The organism is Streptomyces sp. NPDC048734, assembly GCF_043198675.1.
Classification (GTDB): Bacteria; Actinomycetota; Actinomycetes; order Streptomycetales; family Streptomycetaceae; genus Streptomyces.
The window spans coordinates 149,243-167,676 of the sequence record NZ_JBICUZ010000015.1; the positions used below are offsets into that span (position 1 = coordinate 149,243).

Sequence of the window (18,434 nt, forward strand, 5' to 3'; positions counted from 1 at the left end):
CGCAGGCTGTCTCCGTGAACGTGGAACGGAACGTCGTGCCCCGCGACATCGGCGACTCGCCCGTCTGCCTCGCCCTCGCCCTGTTCTTCTGGAGCTGTACGGCGCTGATCGTGTTCGGCCCCGTCGTTCTCCTGGCCGTTTTCTCCCTGGCCTGGGCGCAGCCGCCGACAGCGGCGGTGCCCTGGACGGAGGTCGTCCTGCTCCAGGTCGGTATCGCCGCGGTCGTACTGACGCCCCTGTACTTCGCGCCCGGCATCGACCGTCTCGCCCGCTCCGCCCGGTTCGCGCTGCTGGGGCCCGTGGCCGGGGGCGTCGCACTGGCCGTCCTCTTCTGCGTCGACCTCCCCGGGGCGTGACTCACCGGCCGTTGCCCGGCCCGCCCGGCGGCGGGGGAGGGGGTGGCGGGGGCGGCGGCACGGGACCGTCGGCTTCCGGCGACCGCTCCCGGGAGCGCGGGGATCCTGCCGGGCGCCGGGGCGGTCGGGCGGGGGGTTCCACGGGGCCCACCATCGTCGGCGCGTCGTACAGCTCGTGCCCGGGCAGATCGGGTCCGGGCCGCTCGTGCCCGGGCCGGGAGTCCTCCGGTTCCCCGGCCCCCTCCGGCAGCCGCAGATACGGGTTGGTCGCGGGGTTCGGCGGCCGGTACGGCACACCCGGCACGTACGGCCCGGAGCGGCCGGCCGCCTCCCGGGAGATCCCGGGCCCCTCGGCCGTCCGCTCCGGGCCGTGCCCGTGCCCGCGCGGAGGCGGCCCGACCCGCCCGGACACCGGCTCCGCTCGTCCGCCCTCGCCCTCGCCCCCGTACCCCGCCGCGATGTCGCGCGGCGCGGGCGCCGCCCGCCCACCGGTACCTCCTGCCCGCTCACCGGCGCCCGCTGCCGCGTAGTCGTGTGACGGCGCCGCCGCCCGTGTCCCCGCCGCCCCGGCCGCCCGGGCGAGGAGCGCCCCGGCCGCCCCGGCGCCGACCCCCCACGCGCCTCCGAGCAGTACGGCCGTGCCGAGGTGGCCGTGCAGTTCCACGCCGGCGCCGAAGGTGTCGAACCCGAGCACGGACAGGGAGGCGTCGACGGACACGTCCACCAGCCGGGCGAGCAGCGGCAGCGCCACCGCGGTCACCACCCCCAACCGCACCGCGCACCACCCCACGAACCCGGTGCCACCCGCACCCCGTGCCGCCCCGGAACCGCCGCCTGCCCCGGAACCGCCGGCCGCCCCGGCCGCGGTGGCCGCCCCAGCCCGGCCCACCGGGCTCCGCACCGCCGTCAACACCCCCGCCAGCAGCATCATCACCGCCGCCGCGACCCCCAACAGCCACACCCGCCCGTCCAGTTCGGCCAGCCGGCCCAGCGTCACCGACCCCTCGGTGCCGGTGCCCAGCAAGTCGTCGAGCGGATCGGGCAGCACACGCGTCAGAACCCCGTTCGCCCGGCCGTCCCACGGCACGAGCAGACCGACGTCCACCCCGAACCACACCCCGTTGGGCGCCCCGAGCAGCGCCGCCCCCGCGATCCGCTCCGGGTGGTCGTCACCGACCGCCGCGTACGCCGCCCCCGCGACCCCGGCGGCCACCGCGACCAGCAGCACCGTGACGAGGGCGGACACCGCGGGCCGCACCGCCCGGTGCACGGTGCCCCAGCCGGGCGGCAGCGGCGTACGACGTGAGGCCAGCAGGGCGATCAGCAGCACCGCGGCCGACCAGAGCAGTCCGCCGAGCAGCGTCGCGGACGTGTCGACGGTGAAGCCGACCGCGGCCCGCGCGTCGACGAGATCCCCCAGCCGGTCGGGCAGCAGCCCGCCGAGGTCCCCGAGGTCGCCCAGCCCGGGGACCTCGACGCCACCCCCGCCGCCGGGCAGGTCGGCCGGCCCCAGCGCCCCGCCGTCGACGGTGACGACGTCGTGCCCGGCCCAGGCCGGCCCGCCCAGCGTGACGACGAACAGCGCGACCACCGTGCCCGCGCGCGCCAGGAGTTCGGCCGGTGCGACCACGGCTTCGGCCGCGCGCAGGGACCGCAGGAAGAACCAGGACAGGAGCACCGCCCCGACCAGGCTCACGCCCAGTGGCGTGATCTCGATGGCGGTGTTCGCCTCCGCGCCCGTCAGACCGAACGCGGACACATCGCCCGACGGCGTCACGGAACCGCCGGCGCCCAGCGCCACGACCGCCGCCGTCATCGGCCCCAGTGAACCCGCGGCGTCCGCCCCCAGCAGATGCAGGCCGAGCGCCGCCGTCCCCGCCATCCCGATCAACGCCCAGCTCACCGCGGCGATCGCGGACAGCAGCACGTCCAGCCACGGCACCCCCTCGTCGTACGCCGCGCTCCCGCCGTGCTCGCCGCTCGTGCCGGTGCTCATGCAGACCCCCCGATCCGCGGTGCGGAACGGCGAAGATCACCGCTTCCGTCCCCCTCGCGTGCGTTTACCACTCTCCGGCCGGGTTTCCACCCCGTCAACGGAAACGGACGACGGGACCGCGTGAGCCCGTTCGCCCCTCTTCGCAAGGCCCGACTTTCGGTCAGGGGGCCGCGCCTGAAATAGTTCCCGACGATGTTCGCCATCCCTAGACTCCCTGTGACGGGGGTAACTCGGGGGACTACTCAGTGGGGCATGGAGTGCCGGAACTCGTACTGGAATTGAACGGACGCACCTGGACGCTCGATCCGTCCAGGTCATACACCCTCGGACGGGATCCGCAGGGGGACGTCGTCCTCGACGACGCCAGGGTCTCCTGGCGTCACGCCACGGTCAGCTTCAACGGCCGCGGCTGGACACTGGAGGACCACGGCAGCACCAACGGGACGTTCGTCCAGGGCCGGCGCGTCCAGCAGGTGGACATCGGGCCCGGCTCGGCCGTCCACCTGGGCAACGCCACCGACGGACCGCGCCTGAACCTCTCCGCCGCGCAGGCGGCGGTCGCGCAGCCGCAGCAGCCGTACGCCGCGCAGGCCGTGAACCCCGGCTGGGCCCAGCCGGCTCCGCCCCAGCAGCAGGTGCCGGCGCAGGTGCCCCAGCAGCAGGTGCCGCAGCCCGGATGGGAGCCGCCGCAGAAGGCCGGCGGGCCGGTCGTGCCGCAACAGGGCCCCGGCGTCGGCGCGGGGGCGCCGCCGGTCCACGGCGACCGCAGCCCGACCACGTTCCACCAGTTCTCCCTCGGCCGCGTCATGCGCATCGGCCGTGCCCTGGAGAACGACCTGGTCGTGTCCGACCTCCAGGTCTCGCGCAACCACGCCGAGTTCCACTCGACGCCCGACGGGCGCATGGAGATCCGCGACCTCGGCTCGCACAACGGCACGTACGTCAACGGCCAGCCGATCGCCAAGGGCGGCTCGCAACTGCTCGGCCCCACCGACGTCGTGGGTGTCGGCCACTCGACGTTCCGGATCGTCGGCGACCGGCTCGAGGAGTTCGTCGACACCGGTGAGGTCTCCTTCTCCGCACGCCACCTGACCGTGACGGTCGACGGCGGCAAGCAGATCCTGAAGGACGTCTCCTTCGGCGTCCCGGAGAAGTCGCTGATCGCGGTCATCGGCCCGTCCGGCTCCGGCAAGTCCACCCTGCTCAAGGCCCTCACCGGTTACCGGCCCGCCAACGAGGGCGACGTCCTCTACGACAACCGCAACCTCTACAAGCAGTTCGCCGAGCTGCGCCAGCGCATCGGCCTGGTCCCGCAGGACGACATCCTGCACAAGGAACTGACCGTCAAGAAGGCCCTCAAGTACGCGGCCAAGCTCCGCTTCCCGGCCGACACCACCGCCGCCGAGCGCGACGCCCGCATCGACGAGGTGCTGCGCGAGCTGAAGCTGGACATCCACAAGGACAAGAAGGTCACCTCCCTCTCCGGCGGCCAGCGCAAGCGCGTGTCGGTCGCCCTGGAGCTGCTGACCAAGCCGTCGCTGATCTTCCTCGACGAGCCGACCTCGGGCCTCGACCCGGGCATGGACCGCGACGTCATGCAGTTGCTGCGCGGTCTCGCCGACGACGGCCGTACGGTCCTCGTGGTCACGCACTCGGTGGCCGAACTCGCCATCTGCGACAAGCTGCTCGTGATGGCGCCCGGCGGCAGCGTCGCCTACTTCGGCCCGCCCGAGGAGGCGCTGAACTTCTTCGGCTACGACAGCTGGGCCGACGTCTTCTCCGCCTTCGAGAACTACCGCGACTACGACTGGGCGGGCCGCTGGAAGGGCTCGCAGCACTACCAGATGTACGCCGCGGACATCGACGCCATCGCGCCGCAGTCCGTGTCGGTGACGCCGATGCAGGCGATGCGGCCGCCGAAGCCGCAGGGCTGGATGTCCCAGTTCGTCACCCTGGTGCGCCGCTATACGTCGGTCATCGTCTCCGACAAGGGCTTCCTGGGCCTGATGGTGATCCTGCCGGCCGTGATCGGCGCGGTGAGCCTGCTCATCGACCCGGACAGGGGCCTGCTGCCCAACGGGGTCAACCCGCAGAGCGGCCGGATCGTCCCGAACGGCACGGCCAGCACCGTCCTGCTGCTCCTCGCCGTCGGTGCCTGCTTCTCGGGCGCGGCGAACTCCGTCCGTGAGCTGATCAAGGAACGGGTGATCTACGAGCGGGAGCGCGCCACCGGCCTGTCCCGCTCGGCCTACCTGATGTCCAAGGTGTTCGTGCTCGGTCTGATCACCGTGTTCCAGGGCCTGCTGGTCGGCGTCATCGGCTTCGCCAGCCGCGAGATCCCGGAGGAGGGACTGATCTTCGGCGGTGCCCCGCTGCTGGAGCTCTCCCTGCCGATCATGGGGCTGGGCTTCACCTCGATGATGTTCGGCCTGGTCATCTCCTCGCTGGTGAAGACGGCCGAGAAGACCATGCCGCTGCTGGTCATGTTCGCCATCGTCCAGGTCGTGTTCACGGGCTGCCTGTTCGCCCTGAACGGCTCGATCGGCGCCAACCAGGTCTCGTACCTGATGCCGTCGCGCTGGGCGGTCGCCGCCGCGGGCGCGACGCTGGACTTCAACAAGATCAGCCCGCCCGAGAAGGGTGCCGACAACGACCCGCTGTGGGAGCACACCATCGGCGCCTGGAGCCTGGACATGGCCGCCCTGATCGTCCTCGGCGTGATCTGCGGCTTCTTCGTGGCCCGCTTCCTGCGCCGCCACGAGCCCGAGGTCATGCGCAAGTAGGCGGCAGACGTCGTACGGCGCCGAAGGGCGGCACCCCGGTCAGGGAGGGTGCCGCCCTTCGGCGCGTTGAGGGGGGCAGGCCCTGGGACGCTCAGTACGCGCTGTTGACGTTGTCGATCGTGCCGTACCGGTCGGCCGCGTAGTTGGCGGCGGCGGTGATGTTGGCGACCGGGTCGTAGATGTTCCAGGACGTGCCCGGGACGTGGTACGCCTTGAAGGTCGGCGGGATCACCTGGAGCAGACCCTTCGACGGGATGCCGTTGATGGCGTTGATGTCCCAGTCGTTGATGGCCTTCGGGTTGCCCGAGGACTCGCGCATGATGTTCTTGTGCAGCCCGTGGTAGGAGCCCGGGATGCCCTTCTTCTTCATGATGCCGAGAGCCTCGCGGATCCAGCCGTCGAGGTTGTTCGGATAGCTCTTGACGGCGACCTGCCTGACCACGGGACGCTGGGCGGACCGGCTCGCGGCGGCCTTGGCCTCGCGCGCGGCGGCGGCCTTCCTCGCCGCGGCCTTCTTCGCGGCGGCAGCGGCGGCCGCCTTCTTCTGCGCCGCGGCGGTGGTGGCGGCCTTCTTCGCGGCCGCCGCGTCGGCGACGGCCTTCTTCCTGGCCTCGATGGCCTCGACCTTCAGGCTCGTGCCGGCCAGCTGGTCGGTCACGCTGGCCTTGACGTCGCGCACCTGCTCGGAGCTGTAGGCCACACGGGACGAGGGGAGGGCGTCCGTCGTGGTCGTCTGACCGTCGGCCGGAACCACGGTGAAAGCGACGGCGGCGGCGCCGAGCGTGGCGACACCGGCCATCGCGATCTTGTGAGTGTTCTTGGGCATGGCGGAAGGACCTCTTCGAATAGCGCGGAGGTCGCTCACTTCGTCCGACGACGGACAGCGGGTGCTTTTCGGCACGAGCGCCGCGGATCGGAAAACCGCGGCGCTGAGCGACGGGAGCCATTGTTAGCGGCCGAAAAATGCCTGGGCAAAGGTGTGACGTACTATCCCAGGTAGTGGATCAGGGGTGTGTGAAACGGGGCAAATCTGGCCATCCGCCCCGCTCGAAAGGGCCCTTTTGGCTTCTATCTCCTTTAGTAGGTGACGTGCGCCCTATGTGCGGGCTCACAGGAATGGTGAGGTTTCGTCACCATATGTCACGAGAAGTGCGTTTTCCGTGAGCGACTTCCGCGGGCAGCAGGAGATGCAGGTCCCCGAACTCGTGCCACAGGTAGGAACCCCGCAGCGCCTCCTCGTAACCCCGGTCGATCGCGGCCCGCCCGGCCACCGCCTCCAGCATGAGCAGATGCGAAGCCTCCGGCTCGTGCAGCCCGGTCAGCAGCCCGTCCACCACCCGCACCCCGCGCTCGGGGGTGACGACGAGATCCGTCCATCCCGCACGCGCGCGTACGGTTCCGTCGGCCCCCACCGCCGACTCCACCGCCCGGACGGCGGTCGTCCCCACCGCGACGACCCGGCCGGCTCCCGCCCTCGCCGCGTTGATCAGCCGGGCCGACCCCGCGGGCACCGCGAACCGCTCCGGATACGGCGGCTCGTGCGCCTCCGCCGACGCCACCCCGGTGTGCAGCCTGACCGGCGCGAACTGCACCCCCCGGCTGACCAGCTCCGTCACCAGCCGTGCCGTGAAAGGACGTGCCGCACTCGGCATCTCCGCGCTGCCCGCCCCGTCGGCCGACGGCAGTGCGAACACCGTCTGGTACGCCGACAGCGGCTGATCCCGGTCCGTGTAGGAGTACCGGATGGGCCGCCCGTGCTCCCGCATCAGCCCCGGCACCGCCCCCGCGGTCACCCGCGCCCACCACAACCGCCCCCCGGGCCCGCCCAGCGGCTCCTCCAGCACCAGCCGCACCCCGAAGGGCAGCCGCACCTCCGTCCCGGCCGGTCCTCCCGCACGCGGGCGCGTGGTGCCCCGCCCGTCGGGCTCCCGCAGCTCGACCGCCCACCGCCCGTCGTCCCCGCGCGTGGAGAAGTGCACCACCACGTGCGCGTGCCCGATCCGCCCGTCCACGGCGGCGGCCAGCGTCGGCGAGGTGTTCACCACGAGCAGATCCCCGGCCCGCAGCAGCCCCGGCAGCTCCCGGAACACGTGGTGCGCCGGCTCGCTCCCCCTCGACACCAGCAGCCGTACGGAGTCCCGGTCGCGGCCGGGCCCGCGCTGCTCGGCAGGAACCCGCGCCGACAACTCCGGCGGCACGCTCCCCCACCCCCGGCCGCGCTCGAGCGGGGGGACCCCCATGCCCAGCGTCATCGCCGTCCCTCCAGCAGGGCCGGTGCCCCGTAGCGCCCGCTCGGCGGCCGCTCGTCCAGCAACCGCAGAAAGGCCGGCACCACACCGTCCGGCTCCGGCCGCGCCCCGTCGTCCTGCGGTACGGCCGCCGCGTACAGGTCCGTCGCCATGTCCCCGGGGTCCACCGCCCACACCCGCAGCTCCGGCTCCTCCTCGCCGAGCACCGCCGCGAGCCGGTCGAGGGCCGCCTTCGACGCCCCGTACCCGCCCCACGTCGGGTAGGCCTCGGCCGCCGCATCCGAACTGACCGTGATCACCACGCCGTCCGGCGCCGCGCGGAGCAGCGGCAGCGCCTCCTGGACCAGCCCCAGCGCGGCCACCACGTTCACCTCCAGGGCCCGCCGCAGTCCCTCCAGGGGCAGCTCCGCCAGCCGTACCAGCGGCTCCGCGCCCAGCGCGCTCGCGTTGTTCACCAGCAGCCGGCACCCACCGAGCCGCCGGGCGGCCGCCACCAGCGCGCGCCGGTGCGCGGGATCGGTCACGTCCCCGGCGAGCGCCTCCACCCTGGTCCCGTGCTCCGCGAGCACGGCGGCCGTCTCCTTCAGCACCCCGGTCGTCCTGGCGTCCAGCACCAGGTCCCAGCCCCGGGCGGCCAGGGCCTCGGCGAGCGCCCGGCCCAGTCCCTTCGAGGCGCCCGTGATGATCGCAACCGGCATGACAACCGTCCCCTCGTCGACCCGCCACTCGGCGGTGCCCTCACCGTAGGAACGCGCCCCCTCCGGCCGCCTCGGACGCCGGACGGGGCCCACCGGGGCCCTTCGACGTACGCCCCCGCACCGGGGACCTCGGACCTAGGTCCTGCGGCCCACCCCGCTGCGTCACGGGCCCGATCCCGCCGTCGCACCCCGCCGGTACCGTGAAGGGCATGAGTCAAGGCCCCCGGTCCGGCCTCGCCGCGGTCAGTTCCGCGCTGCTGGCCATGAGCAGACACCTCGAGGTGCGCGACGTCCTCAAGACGATCGTCGCCTCGGCGCGCGAGCTGCTCGACGCGCAGTACGCCGCGCTCGGCGTGCCCGACGACCACGGGGGCTTCGCCCAGTTCGTCGTCGACGGGATCGACGAGGAACGGTGGAAGGCCATCGGCCCGCTGCCCCGGCAGCACGGCATCCTGGCGGCGATGCTGCACGAGGCCAGGGCCGAGCGCCTCGCCGACGTGCGCAAGGACCCGCGCTTCGAGGGCTGGCCGTCCGCCCACCCGGAGATGTCCGACTTCCTGGGCCTGCCCATCCGCGACGGCGACGAGGTCATCGGCGCCCTGTTCCTCGCGAACAAGCTGTGCCCCGACGGGGTGAACCCGCCGCGCTCCGAGCCCGTCGGCGGCTGCGGCTTCACCGAGGACGACGAGGAACTGCTCGCGATCCTCGCCCAGCACGCCGCGATCGCCCTCACCAACGCCCGCCTGTACGAGCGCAGCCGCGAACTCACCATCGCCGAGGAGCGCTCCCGGCTCGCCCACGAACTGCACGACGCGGTGAGCCAGAAGCTCTTCTCCCTGCGCCTGACCGCCCAGGCCGCCACCACCCTCGTCGACCGCGACCCCGCCCGAGCCAAGGGCGAACTCCAGCAGGTCGCCGCCCTCGCCGCCGAGGCCACCGACGAACTGCGGGCCGCCGTAGTCGAGTTGCGCCCCGCCGCCCTCGACGAGGACGGCCTGGTGGCCACCCTCCGTACCCATGTCCAGGTCCTGGACCGCGCCCACTCCGCGCGCGTGACCTTCACCGCCCACGGCGTCCGGGCCCTGCCCGCCGCCCAGGAGGAGGCCTTCCTGCGCGTCGCCCAGGAGGCCCTGCACAACGCGCTGCGCCACTCGGGCGCCGAGCACGTCGAGGTGAACCTCCACAAACGCGGCCCGGACACGGTCCTGCGCGTCGTGGACGACGGCAGCGGATTCGACCCCACGGCGGTCCGCAGGGCCGGCCGCCACCTCGGCCTGGTCTCCATGCGGGACCGGGCCGGCGGGGTCGGCGGCAGCCTGACGGTGCAATCCGCGCCCGGCAAGGGCACCACGATCGAGATGGAGGCTCCCGGTGGCTGACGCAATCAAGGTGCTGCTCGTCGACGACCACCAGGTCGTCCGCCGGGGCCTGCGGACCTTCCTGGAGGTCCAGGACGACATCGAGGTCGTCGGGGAGGCGTCCGACGGTGCCGAGGGAGTCGCCCGCGCCGAGGAGCTCAGGCCCGACGTCGTCCTGATGGACGTCAAGATGCCGGGCATGGGCGGCGTGGAGGCCCTCCGCAGACTCAGGGAGCTGGCCAACCCCGCGCGCGTCCTCGTCGTCACCAGCTTCACCGAGCAGCGCACGGTGGTTCCCGCCCTGCGCGCGGGCGCCGCCGGGTACGTCTACAAGGACGTGGACCCCGACGCACTGGCCGGCGCCATCCGCTCGGTCCACGCCGGCCACATCCTGCTCCAGCCCGAGGTCGCCGACGCCCTGCTCTCCCAGGAGGAGGCCAACTCGGTCCAGGGGAGGGGCGGTTCGCTCACCGAGCGGGAGCGTGAGGTCCTCGGTCTGATAGCGGACGGCCGCTCCAACCGGGAGATCGCCCGAGCCCTCGTGCTGTCCGAGAAGACCGTCAAGACCCACGTCTCGAACATCCTGATGAAGCTCGATCTCGCCGACCGCACCCAGGCCGCCCTGTGGGCCGTACGCAACGGCGTGGCGGGCTGACACACGCCCCGGCGCGCGACCGGCGGCAGGGCACCCGGCGTGCGACCGGCGGCACGGCGGGGCGCCCGTCCGGACGCGCCTCCTCCGGTCCGAGATTCATACCGTCGTGGGAATGTCCCCCGGACGGCGCATCCTCCGCCGGTCTCCGACGTTCTCCAGTGCGTGCCGCGGTGATCACCGCGGCCGTCACCAGGAGGGGGCGGAAGTGAAGAACCTGAAGAAGGCCGCGGCCGTGACGATGGTCGCCGGGGGACTGGTGGCCGCGGGCGCCGGGATGGCGTCGGCCACCGGCGGCGCGTCGGCCGACGGCGTGGCCGAGCACTCGCCGGGCGTCGTCTCGGGCAACGTCGTCCAGGCCCCGGTGCACATCCCGGTCAACGCCGTCGGCAACAGCGTCAACGCCATCGGCGTACTCAACCCCGCCTTCGGCAACCTGGGTCTCAACCACTGAGGCACCAGCCACCGAGGACCGCCGAGTCCCTCCCGGCCTCTCCCGTCCCCACTCCGGGGGAGGCCGGTTCGCCCTGACCGCCCCCGGTACCGCGACCGACGCCTTCCGCCCCGCGGGTGCCGCCGGCCGCCGACGCGGGCGCCGACCACTCCGCCCCGTGCCACGCGCGGACATCTCACCGCTCCCGCTCGCGCTCCTCCACATACGCGTTGTACGCAGCCACCTGCGCCCGCCGCCCCGTCCGCTCCACCGGCTGCAACGCCGCCACCCGAGCCCCCATCTCCGAAGCGCTCACCGCACCCCCGTGCCCGTTCTCACGGGCGAGCGACACCAACAACCCCACCCGCTGCGCCAGCTCCAGCACCCGCACCGCGCGCGGCGGGTACCCCGGCGCCAACACATCCCGCCCGCGCTCGGCCCGCGCCCGGTACGCGTCGATCGCCGCCTCGGCCACCGGCCCCGAGCCCGTCACGTCCAACCGCGCGAGGACCGCCGTGGCGTCACGCAGCGCCTCCGCCAGCTCCCGCTCGGCCTCACCCAGCGACGGCACGTCCGCCGGCGGAGCCTCCCGCACCGGAAGGCAGCGCCACGTCACCTCGACGTGCACGTCGCCCGCAGGACCGGCCTCGGACACCTCCGGCACCAGCCCGAGCGCGGCCCCGTGGCAGACCACCGCCTCCCCGGCCTCCAACGCCCGCGCGTTGAACTCCGGCGGCCCGCTCAGCCCCAGCGGATGCCCCGGCGCCGGCAGCGCCACCCGCAGCCCCCGCACCCCGAGCGCCCGCAGCCGTCCGAGCGCGAGCGTGAGCCCGACGGGCGCGGACTCGCCGGGCAGCCCCTCCACCCGGTGCACGGCGTCCTCCCCGACGACGGCGAGTACGGCGTCGTCCGGAGAGACAAGTCCGGCCAAAAGCGCATTTCCCCAAGCGGCGAGGCGGCCGGAGCGCGGTTCAGAGAGCATGCCCCCAGCCTAAGGACCGGACCGATGGAACGGCCCGCCCGGCCGGTGGCGTAGATTTTCCTGGAGGGGCCGCGCCCACCCGCGCGCGGCGGTCCGAGCCACAGGCGTACGCGACAACCGAGACCGGCCACACTGCAAGGGGAGACAACGCGCTCATGAGCGATGTTCTGGAGCTTCAGGACGTATCCGTGGTCCGCGAGGGCCGGGCTCTGGTGGACCAGGTCTCCTGGTCGGTCAAGGAAGGCGAGCGCTGGGTCATCCTCGGCCCCAACGGAGCCGGCAAGACGACCCTGCTGAACCTCGCTTCCAGCTACCTCTACCCCAGCAGCGGCACCGCCACCATCCTCGGCGAGACCCTCGGCAGGCCCGGCACCGACGTCTTCGACCTGCGCCCCCGCGTCGGCATGGCCGGCATCGCCATGGCCGACAAGCTCCCCAAGCGCCAGACCGTCCTGCAGACCGTCCTGACCGCCGCGTACGGCATGACGGCCGGCTGGCAGGAGGACTACGAGGAGATCGACGAACAGCGCGCCCGCGCCTTCCTCGACCGCCTCGGCATGACCGAGTACCTGGACCGGAAGTTCGGCACCCTCTCCGAGGGCGAGCGCAAGCGCACGCTCATCGCCCGCGCCCTGATGACCGACCCCGAACTGCTGCTGCTTGACGAGCCGGCCGCCGGCCTCGACCTCGGCGGCCGCGAGGACCTCGTCCGCCGCCTCGGCCGCCTGGCCCGCGACCCGATCGCCCCTTCGATGATCATGGTCACGCACCACGTCGAGGAGATCGCCCCCGGCTTCACGCACGTCCTCATGATCCGTCAGGGCAAGGTCATGGCCGCCGGACCGGTCGAACTCGAACTGACCTCCCGCAACCTCTCCCTCTGCTTCGGCCTCCCCCTCGTCGTGGAGCAGGTCGGCGACCGCTGGACCGCCCAGGGCCTGCCGCTGTCCTGAACTCCTGTCCCGACCGCCCCCGTTCGCGCCCTGTCGGCGACACACCCGCCGGATCTACCATGAACACGTGGACGACATCGACGCGTGGGTGTGGTGGCTCGTGGGCGCGGCAGCGCTCGGAATCCCTCTGGTGGTCACCGCGATGCCGGAGTTCGGCATGTTCGCGGTCGGGGCGGTGGCCGCGGCCGTCGCGGCCGGCCTCGGCTTCGGCGTGGTCGTCCAAGTACTCGTCTTCGTGGTCGTCTCCGTCGCCCTCATCGCCGTCGTACGGCCCATCGCGGCCCGGCACAGCGCCCAGCGGCCCCAATTCGCCAGCGGCGTGGACGCGTTGAAGGGCAAGCAGGCCGTCGTGCTGGAACGGGTCGACGGCTCGGGCGGACGCATCAAGCTCGCCGGGGAGATCTGGTCGGCGCGCGCTCTCGACACCGACCGCACCTATGAAGTGGGGCAGGAGGTCGACGTCGTGGACATCGAGGGGGCCACGGCGATCGTCATCTGACCCAGCCAACTACCGCACCACGTAAGTGAACCGAACACCCCACGAGCTGGACGACGGTCTGTCACACTCGACCAGCAAGATCTTCAACAAGCCTAAGATCTTCCGAAAGCGCCGAGGCGGAGAAGGGTACGGGGAGCACGATGGAACCGGTCATCATCGTCTTGATCATCCTGGTGGTGTTGGTCTTCATCGCCCTGATCAAGACGATCCAGGTCATCCCGCAGGCAAGTGCCGCGATCGTGGAGCGGTTCGGCCGCTACACACGGACGCTCAACGCGGGCCTCAACATCGTCGTTCCGTTCATCGACACCATCCGCAACCGCATCGACCTGCGTGAGCAGGTCGTCCCGTTCCCGCCGCAGCCGGTCATCACCCAGGACAACCTGGTCGTCAACATCGACACCGTCATCTACTACCAGGTGACCGACGCCCGCGCCGCGACCTACGAAGTCGCCAGCTACATCCAGGCGATCGAGCAGCTCACCGTCACCACCCTGCGCAACATCATCGGCGGCATGGACCTGGAGCGCACCCTGACCTCCCGCGAGGAGATCAACGCGGCCCTGCGCGGAGTGCTCGACGAGGCCACCGGCAAGTGGGGCATCCGCGTCAACCGCGTGGAGCTGAAGGCGATCGAGCCCCCGACCTCCATCCAGGACTCGATGGAGAAGCAGATGCGCGCCGACCGGGACAAGCGCGCCGCGATCCTCACCGCCGAAGGCACGCGCCAGGCCGCGATCCTCACCGCGGAAGGCGAGAAGCAGTCCGCCATCCTCAAGGCCGAGGGCGAGGCCAAGGCCGCCGCCCTGCGCGCCGAGGGTGAAGCCCAGGCCGTCCGCACGGTCTTCGAGGCGATCCACGCCGGCGACGCGGACCAGAAGCTGCTCTCCTACCAGTACCTCCAGATGCTTCCGAAGATCGCCGAGGGCGACGCCAACAAGCTCTGGATCGTCCCCAGCGAAATCGGCGACGCCCTCAAGGGGCTGTCCGGCGCCATGGGCAACTTCGGCCCCATGGGCGGCGGTTCGAGCTCGGGTGGCGGTGGCTCGGACAGCCCGAGGGAACGCCGCGAGAAGCCGTCGATCGACTGACGCGACCCCTGAAACCAACGGTTCCCCGCAGCCCCTCAAGAGCTGCGGGGAACCGTTGGTGTTTCAGGGGTCGCGAGGCGGCAGACGCGACACGGCCTGCCCGCGGGACTACGCCGCGTCCGTGGTCAGCCACTCCGGCAGCGCGGCCAGGTCCTCCTGCCCCAGGGCGAGCAGCATCGCGTCCTGCGGCGTCGGCTCGAACGGCTGCCGCAGCAGCGGCATGCCCGCCTGGTCCGGGGTCCGGTCCGCCTTGCGGTGGTTGTCCTCCGCGCACGAGGCGACCGTGTTGAGCCAGGAGTCCTGACCACCTTGGGCCCGCGGCACGACGTGGTCCACCGTGGTCGCCCGGCGACCGCAGTAGGCGCACCGGTGCCGGTCCCGGACCAGCACACCCCGCCTCGACCACGGAGCTTGTCTTCGGAACGGCACCCGTACGTACCTGCACAGCCTGATGATCCGGGGCGCCGGTATGTCCACCTCGGCTCCCCGCATCCGCAGTTCGGGGTGGGCCTGCTCGACGACGGCCTTGTCCTGAAGCACCAGAACGACGGCTCGGTTCAACGTCACCGTCGACAGCGGCTCGAAGCTCGCGTTGAGTACCAGCGTGTCCCGCATACCAGCCCACCTCCCGTGTGCACCGGCCCACCCCCTGGCGGGCTGGGAACAACTCTGGCCGGGCACGCCGAGATGGACAACGCAATATCTGCTGCTCCCACGGGGGATGCCCCCCGCGCCCCCGGCAACAAAATGCCCGCCCCTGATCACTTCCAAGACCAGGGACGGGCAAACGTTGAACGAACGATGAGATGACTCGGCGGAGGCCCGACTCAGCTCGCGGCGGGGTTCTCGTACTCCCCGATCAGCTGGGCCCGCGCGAGCGTGTGGAAGCGCAGGTTGAACCCGACGGCGGCGGGAGAGGCGTCCGCGTCCGGACCGAGCTTCTCCTGGTCCACCGCGTACACCGTGAAGACGTACCGGTGCGGGCCGTCCCCGGGCGGCGGGGCGGCCCCGCCGAAGTCCTTGGTCCCGTAGTCGTTGCGCGCGTGGACGGCGCCCTCGGGCAGGCCCTCGAACTTGCCGCCGCCGGCCCCCGCCCGAAGCTCGGTCACCGAGGCGGGGATGTCGAACAGGACCCAGTGCCAGAAGCCGCTGCCCGTCGGGGCGTCGGGGTCGTAACAGGTCACAGCGAAGCTCTTGGTCTCCGGCGGGAAACCCTCCCACCGCAGCTGCGGCGAGGTGTTCCCGTCCGCCTGGACCTGGTCGCCCTTGAGGAGCGCGCCCTCCTCGACGTCCTCGCTCGTCACCGTGAACGACGGCACGGGCGGATGGAAGTCGTGGGGGAGCGGCCGCCGCTTGAGCTCGGTCACCTCGGTACCTCCTGCATCGGTTCTGGAGTCAGTGGTTCCGAGCCTAGAACCAGTTGCGCTTGCTGCCGACCTCGGACAGCCACTGGTTGAGGTACGCCGCCCAGTCGGTCCCCTGGTAGTCGTTCAGCCCGACCTGGAAGGAGCGGAAGGTGTCGCTGCCCTCACTGAACAGCCCCGGCTTCTTGTCCATCTCCAGCACGACGTCCATCGTGTGCTCGTCGGCGACGAAGCTCACCTCGACCTGGTGCAGACCGTGGTACTGCGACGGCGGGAAGAACTCGATCTCCTGGTAGAACGGCAGCTTCTGCCGCGTACCCCGGATGTGACCGCGCTCCAGGTCCGCGTTCTTGAAGCGGAAGCCCAGCTGGAGGAAGGCGTCCAGGATCGCCTTCTGCGCCGGCAGCGGGTGCACGTTCACCGGGTCCAGGTCACCGGAGTCCACGGCCCGCGCGATCTCCAGCTCGGTGGTCACCCCGACGTTCATCCCGCGCAGGGCCTGCCCGTCGATCATCGTGATGGGCGTCTCCCACGGGATCTCCAGACCGAACGGCACGGCGTGCACCGCGCCCGCCTGGAGCTCGAAGGCGCCTCCGAGCCGCTGCTTCACGAACTCGATGTCCTGCTTGTACTCCTGGTCGCCGCTCTCGACCTCGACCTTGGCCTGGAGCCCGACGGACAGTCCCTCGATCTGCTGGTTCACGGACCCGCCCTGGATCCGCACCTCACCCTGCACCACGCCACCCGGAACGACGTTGACCTCGGTCAGCACCGTCTCGACCGAGGCCCCACCGGCCCCGAGACTCGCGAGCAGCTTCTTGAACGCCATGACTCTCCCTCTAGACCTCTACGACGGGATCCTTGATCCCTACAAACGCAATCCGGCCGGAACCGGTTCCGCACCCCACCCTGACAAGCCGGGGGCCCACTGGCCATCCCGGCGCACCGACCGTCTCCATTACGCTCGGAGGGCATGATCGCGATCCCCGACCGTACGCCCCCGCCCAGGACCTTCTTCGAGCGCCCCGTTCCGGAGGTCGCTGCCGATCTCCTCGGCCGCCTCGTCGTGCGCGCCACCCCGGACGGTCCGATCACCCTGCGTCTCACCGAGGTCGAGGCCCACGACGACCTGGACGACCCGGGCTCCCACGCCTTCCGCGGACGCACCGCCCGCAACAGCGTGATGCTCGGCCCGCCCGGACACGTGTACGTCCACTTCACCTACGACATGTCAAGGCGGTCAGCGTGAACCTCATGGATCTTGCTCACCCCGCTGAAGAAGTCGCCCCCAAGCTGCTCGGTGCCGTCCTCACCCACGAGACACCCGAGGGAACCGTGAGCATCACGATCACGGAGACCGAGGCGTACTCCGGTTCGGCCGACCCCGCCTCTCACGCGTACCGAGGCATGACACCCCGAAATGCCGTCATGTTCGGACGTGCGGGACACCTGTACGTCTACCGGTCTCACGGACTCCACTGGTGCTCCAACGTCGTCACCGGGGCAGACGGCATCGCTACAGCTGTCCTCATCCGGGCAGGCAGAGTCATCGAAGGGGAAGACCTGGCCCGCGAGCGGCGAGGGGGCAAGGTCGAGGGTCCACGTCTCGCGCGGGGGCCGGGGAACTTCTGCCAAGCGCTCGGCATCACGGCAGAGCACAACGGCACAGACCTGCTGACAGGTGCCTCGGTCTCGCTGTCCGAGGGCGAGCCGGTACCCGCCGCACTCATCCGGGTCGGTCCTCGGGTGGGCGTGAGCAAAGCCCATGACTGGCAGCACCGCTTCTACCTCGCCGGTGATCCGACGGTCTCGGCGTACCGACTGAGCCCGAGAGCCAAGCCGTCCGCCGGAGCCTGAGCCGCTGTGCGCATCGCTCACGGGTTCCGGAGGCGATCCGCCAGTGGTCCGGCCTGAACCCTCGGACTCCTCGACCTCTTCGGTATCAGCTCGACGAGGTCGCAGACCTGTATGACGACGGTCCGCACGTGGTCGATCCGGTCGGGGCCTTCGTAGGCCAGCTCCTCCCACAGGTACTCGACGTCCCCCAGATCTACCCGCCCCCGCTTCGCTGCCGGGTCTGCCGGGTCTGCCGGGTCTGCCGGCTTCGGTCCGGACCTTCGCCAGGTCGGCATCACACCTGCCGGTGCCTGCACGCATGGTCGATGCGTCGATGTCCCCTACGGCGAACATCTCCGCCAGGGCGGTACCTCTCTCGGATGTGGCCACCTCCTCAGCCAGTGGCTCGGTCTCGCGCTCCTCGTCTGCGGAATCAGCGGCCGGAGCCTGGTTCCACTCCTCGGCCCGGGAGACGACCTGCCGGACCACGTAGGAGTCAAGCGGGTCTGCTGGGCATGCGAGGCAACGGCCACCCGAACAGGTGTAGGGGCGATACCGCTCGCCTGCCGCGTCCTTAAGGAACTGCCAAAGACCCCGCCCGCCTGACCAGGACCCTGGACGTCGACCGGGCCCTCGACGGCACGGACGCCTGCGCTCCCGGCGACACACCGCTCCGCGTCCTCAGCGGGTACCCCGGCACGCACCGACCAGCTACGCAACGGCCCGCGCCCCCGGGTCCCCGGCGACGGCGCGGTCCACCCCTGGCGGTACTGGATCGCCGGCGACCCGACGGTGAGCCCCCATCGGGTATCGGGCCCACGCGCCCCGGTGCCGCCGAAGTTGACTCGCCTTGGGCAGCGGCGTAACGTAGCCCGAGCCGCTTGAACCGGGTACGGCATTCGCCAGCAGCCGGAAGCGGCCAACCCACTACCTACGACGCCCCTCAGAGGGGTCGAATTCGACGTGTCTGCATGTCTAATTCGAACTCGATGAAGCTCGATTATGAGCTGGCGAGGGAATCGGTTAACGTAGTGAATGTCGAAAGGCCGACAGGCGAAAGCCGGAAGCCCAAGGCGAATCCCGCCGACAGGGAATCGGAACCGAAAGGATCTGATAGAGTCGGAACCGCCGGAAAGGAAACCGCGAAACAAAAGCGGGAGCCTGGAAAGCGCCGAGGAAATCGG

The 18,434-nt window shown here is 71.5% G+C and carries 18 protein-coding genes and 2 pseudogenes; 12 read left to right on the forward strand and 8 right to left on the reverse strand.

The window, feature by feature from the left end:
* Positions 1-14: 14 nt before the first annotated feature.
* Positions 15-356: a hypothetical protein gene (locus tag ACGFQC_RS30330; protein ID WP_363091069.1), complete on the forward strand. Its 342-nt coding sequence runs from the start codon at positions 15-17 to the stop codon at positions 354-356.
* Between the two features lies 1 nt (position 357).
* Here ACGFQC_RS30330 and ACGFQC_RS30335 read toward each other — a convergent pair whose 3' ends face one another.
* Positions 358-2,352 carry a streptophobe family protein gene (locus ACGFQC_RS30335; protein WP_363091068.1) on the reverse strand — a complete coding sequence of 665 codons (1,995 nt, stop codon included), beginning with the start codon at positions 2,350-2,352 and terminating at the stop codon, positions 358-360.
* Between the two features lie 257 nt (positions 2,353-2,609).
* Between ACGFQC_RS30335 and ACGFQC_RS30340 the strand changes: the two genes are divergently transcribed.
* Positions 2,610-5,135 (forward strand): FHA domain-containing protein, encoded by a 2,526-nt coding sequence (locus ACGFQC_RS30340; protein ID WP_393288946.1) that lies wholly within the window; start codon positions 2,610-2,612, stop codon positions 5,133-5,135.
* Positions 5,136-5,226: 91 nt separating this feature from the next.
* On the opposite strand, the gene ACGFQC_RS30345 is transcribed toward ACGFQC_RS30340, so the two are convergent.
* From ACGFQC_RS30345 to ACGFQC_RS30355, 3 genes are all read right to left on the reverse strand, one after another.
* Positions 5,227-5,961: a transglycosylase SLT domain-containing protein gene (locus tag ACGFQC_RS30345; protein ID WP_363091066.1), complete on the reverse strand. Its 735-nt coding sequence runs from the start codon at positions 5,959-5,961 to the stop codon at positions 5,227-5,229.
* 304 nt (positions 5,962-6,265) lie between these two features.
* The gene (locus ACGFQC_RS30350) at positions 6,266-7,387 is read right to left on the reverse strand and encodes an S-adenosylmethionine:tRNA ribosyltransferase-isomerase (RefSeq protein ID WP_363091065.1); all 1,122 of its coding nucleotides are present in this window, start codon (positions 7,385-7,387) and stop codon (positions 6,266-6,268) included.
* On the reverse strand, positions 7,384-8,082 hold the full coding sequence (locus ACGFQC_RS30355; protein WP_363091064.1) for an SDR family NAD(P)-dependent oxidoreductase: 699 nt from the start codon (positions 8,080-8,082) through the stop codon (positions 7,384-7,386). The genes ACGFQC_RS30350 and ACGFQC_RS30355 overlap by 4 nt, the downstream gene beginning before the upstream one ends.
* A 209-nt stretch (positions 8,083-8,291) precedes the next feature.
* Here ACGFQC_RS30355 and ACGFQC_RS30360 point away from each other — a divergent pair, with 209 nt between their 5' ends.
* From ACGFQC_RS30360 to chpE, 3 genes are all read left to right on the forward strand, one after another.
* Entirely contained in the window at positions 8,292-9,461 is a 1,170-nt protein-coding gene (locus ACGFQC_RS30360; protein ID WP_363091063.1) for a GAF domain-containing sensor histidine kinase, read from the forward strand.
* Complete coding sequence (locus ACGFQC_RS30365; RefSeq protein ID WP_363091062.1) at positions 9,454-10,095, forward strand: response regulator transcription factor; 642 nt, start codon at positions 9,454-9,456, stop codon at positions 10,093-10,095. Before ACGFQC_RS30360 ends, ACGFQC_RS30365 begins: the two co-directional genes overlap by 8 nt.
* 205 nt (positions 10,096-10,300) lie before the next feature.
* On the forward strand, positions 10,301-10,546 hold the full coding sequence (chpE, locus tag ACGFQC_RS30370; protein ID WP_363091061.1) for a chaplin ChpE: 246 nt from the start codon (positions 10,301-10,303) through the stop codon (positions 10,544-10,546).
* Between the two features lie 175 nt (positions 10,547-10,721).
* Here the strand turns inward: chpE and ACGFQC_RS30375 are convergent, their stop codons facing one another.
* Positions 10,722-11,507 (reverse strand): hypothetical protein, encoded by a 786-nt coding sequence (locus ACGFQC_RS30375; protein WP_363091060.1) that lies wholly within the window; start codon positions 11,505-11,507, stop codon positions 10,722-10,724.
* A gap of 155 nt (positions 11,508-11,662) precedes the next feature.
* On the opposite strand from ACGFQC_RS30375, the gene ACGFQC_RS30380 reads away from it, so the two are divergent.
* The 3 genes from ACGFQC_RS30380 (at position 11,663) to ACGFQC_RS30390 (ending at position 14,050) form a co-directional block, all read left to right on the forward strand.
* Positions 11,663-12,460, forward strand: coding sequence for an ABC transporter ATP-binding protein (locus tag ACGFQC_RS30380; RefSeq protein ID WP_363091059.1), 798 nt, complete (start codon positions 11,663-11,665; stop codon positions 12,458-12,460).
* 67 nt (positions 12,461-12,527) lie between these two features.
* Positions 12,528-12,959 carry an NfeD family protein gene (locus ACGFQC_RS30385; RefSeq protein WP_363091058.1) on the forward strand — a complete coding sequence of 144 codons (432 nt, stop codon included), beginning with the start codon at positions 12,528-12,530 and terminating at the stop codon, positions 12,957-12,959.
* A gap of 140 nt (positions 12,960-13,099) precedes the next feature.
* Positions 13,100-14,050 (forward strand): SPFH domain-containing protein, encoded by a 951-nt coding sequence (locus ACGFQC_RS30390; RefSeq protein WP_363091057.1) that lies wholly within the window; start codon positions 13,100-13,102, stop codon positions 14,048-14,050.
* Between the two features lie 108 nt (positions 14,051-14,158).
* Here ACGFQC_RS30390 and ACGFQC_RS30395 read toward each other — a convergent pair whose 3' ends face one another.
* From ACGFQC_RS30395 to ACGFQC_RS30405, 3 genes are all read right to left on the reverse strand, one after another.
* On the reverse strand, positions 14,159-14,665 hold the full coding sequence (locus tag ACGFQC_RS30395) for an HNH endonuclease (protein ID WP_363091056.1): 507 nt from the start codon (positions 14,663-14,665) through the stop codon (positions 14,159-14,161).
* A gap of 212 nt (positions 14,666-14,877) precedes the next feature.
* Positions 14,878-15,417 (reverse strand): YbhB/YbcL family Raf kinase inhibitor-like protein, encoded by a 540-nt coding sequence (locus ACGFQC_RS30400; RefSeq protein WP_363091055.1) that lies wholly within the window; start codon positions 15,415-15,417, stop codon positions 14,878-14,880.
* 43 nt (positions 15,418-15,460) lie between these two features.
* Positions 15,461-16,243 carry a sporulation protein gene (locus tag ACGFQC_RS30405; RefSeq protein WP_363091054.1) on the reverse strand — a complete coding sequence of 261 codons (783 nt, stop codon included), beginning with the start codon at positions 16,241-16,243 and terminating at the stop codon, positions 15,461-15,463.
* A 144-nt stretch (positions 16,244-16,387) separates the two neighbouring features.
* Between ACGFQC_RS30405 and ACGFQC_RS30410 the strand changes: the two are divergent.
* The 4 genes and pseudogenes from ACGFQC_RS30410 to ACGFQC_RS30425 form a co-directional block, all read left to right on the forward strand.
* A pseudogene (locus tag ACGFQC_RS30410) lies at positions 16,388-16,639 on the forward strand (DNA-3-methyladenine glycosylase); the annotation flags it as partial.
* Between the two features lie 20 nt (positions 16,640-16,659).
* The gene (locus ACGFQC_RS30415; protein ID WP_363091053.1) at positions 16,660-17,271 is read left to right on the forward strand and encodes a DNA-3-methyladenine glycosylase; all 612 of its coding nucleotides are present in this window, start codon (positions 16,660-16,662) and stop codon (positions 17,269-17,271) included.
* A gap of 563 nt (positions 17,272-17,834) precedes the next feature.
* Positions 17,835-18,135: pseudogene (locus ACGFQC_RS30420) on the forward strand (hypothetical protein); the annotation flags it as partial.
* 104 nt (positions 18,136-18,239) lie between these two features.
* A partial coding sequence (locus ACGFQC_RS30425) for a hypothetical protein (protein ID WP_393288950.1) occupies positions 18,240-18,434 on the forward strand: 195 nt, incomplete at its 3' end.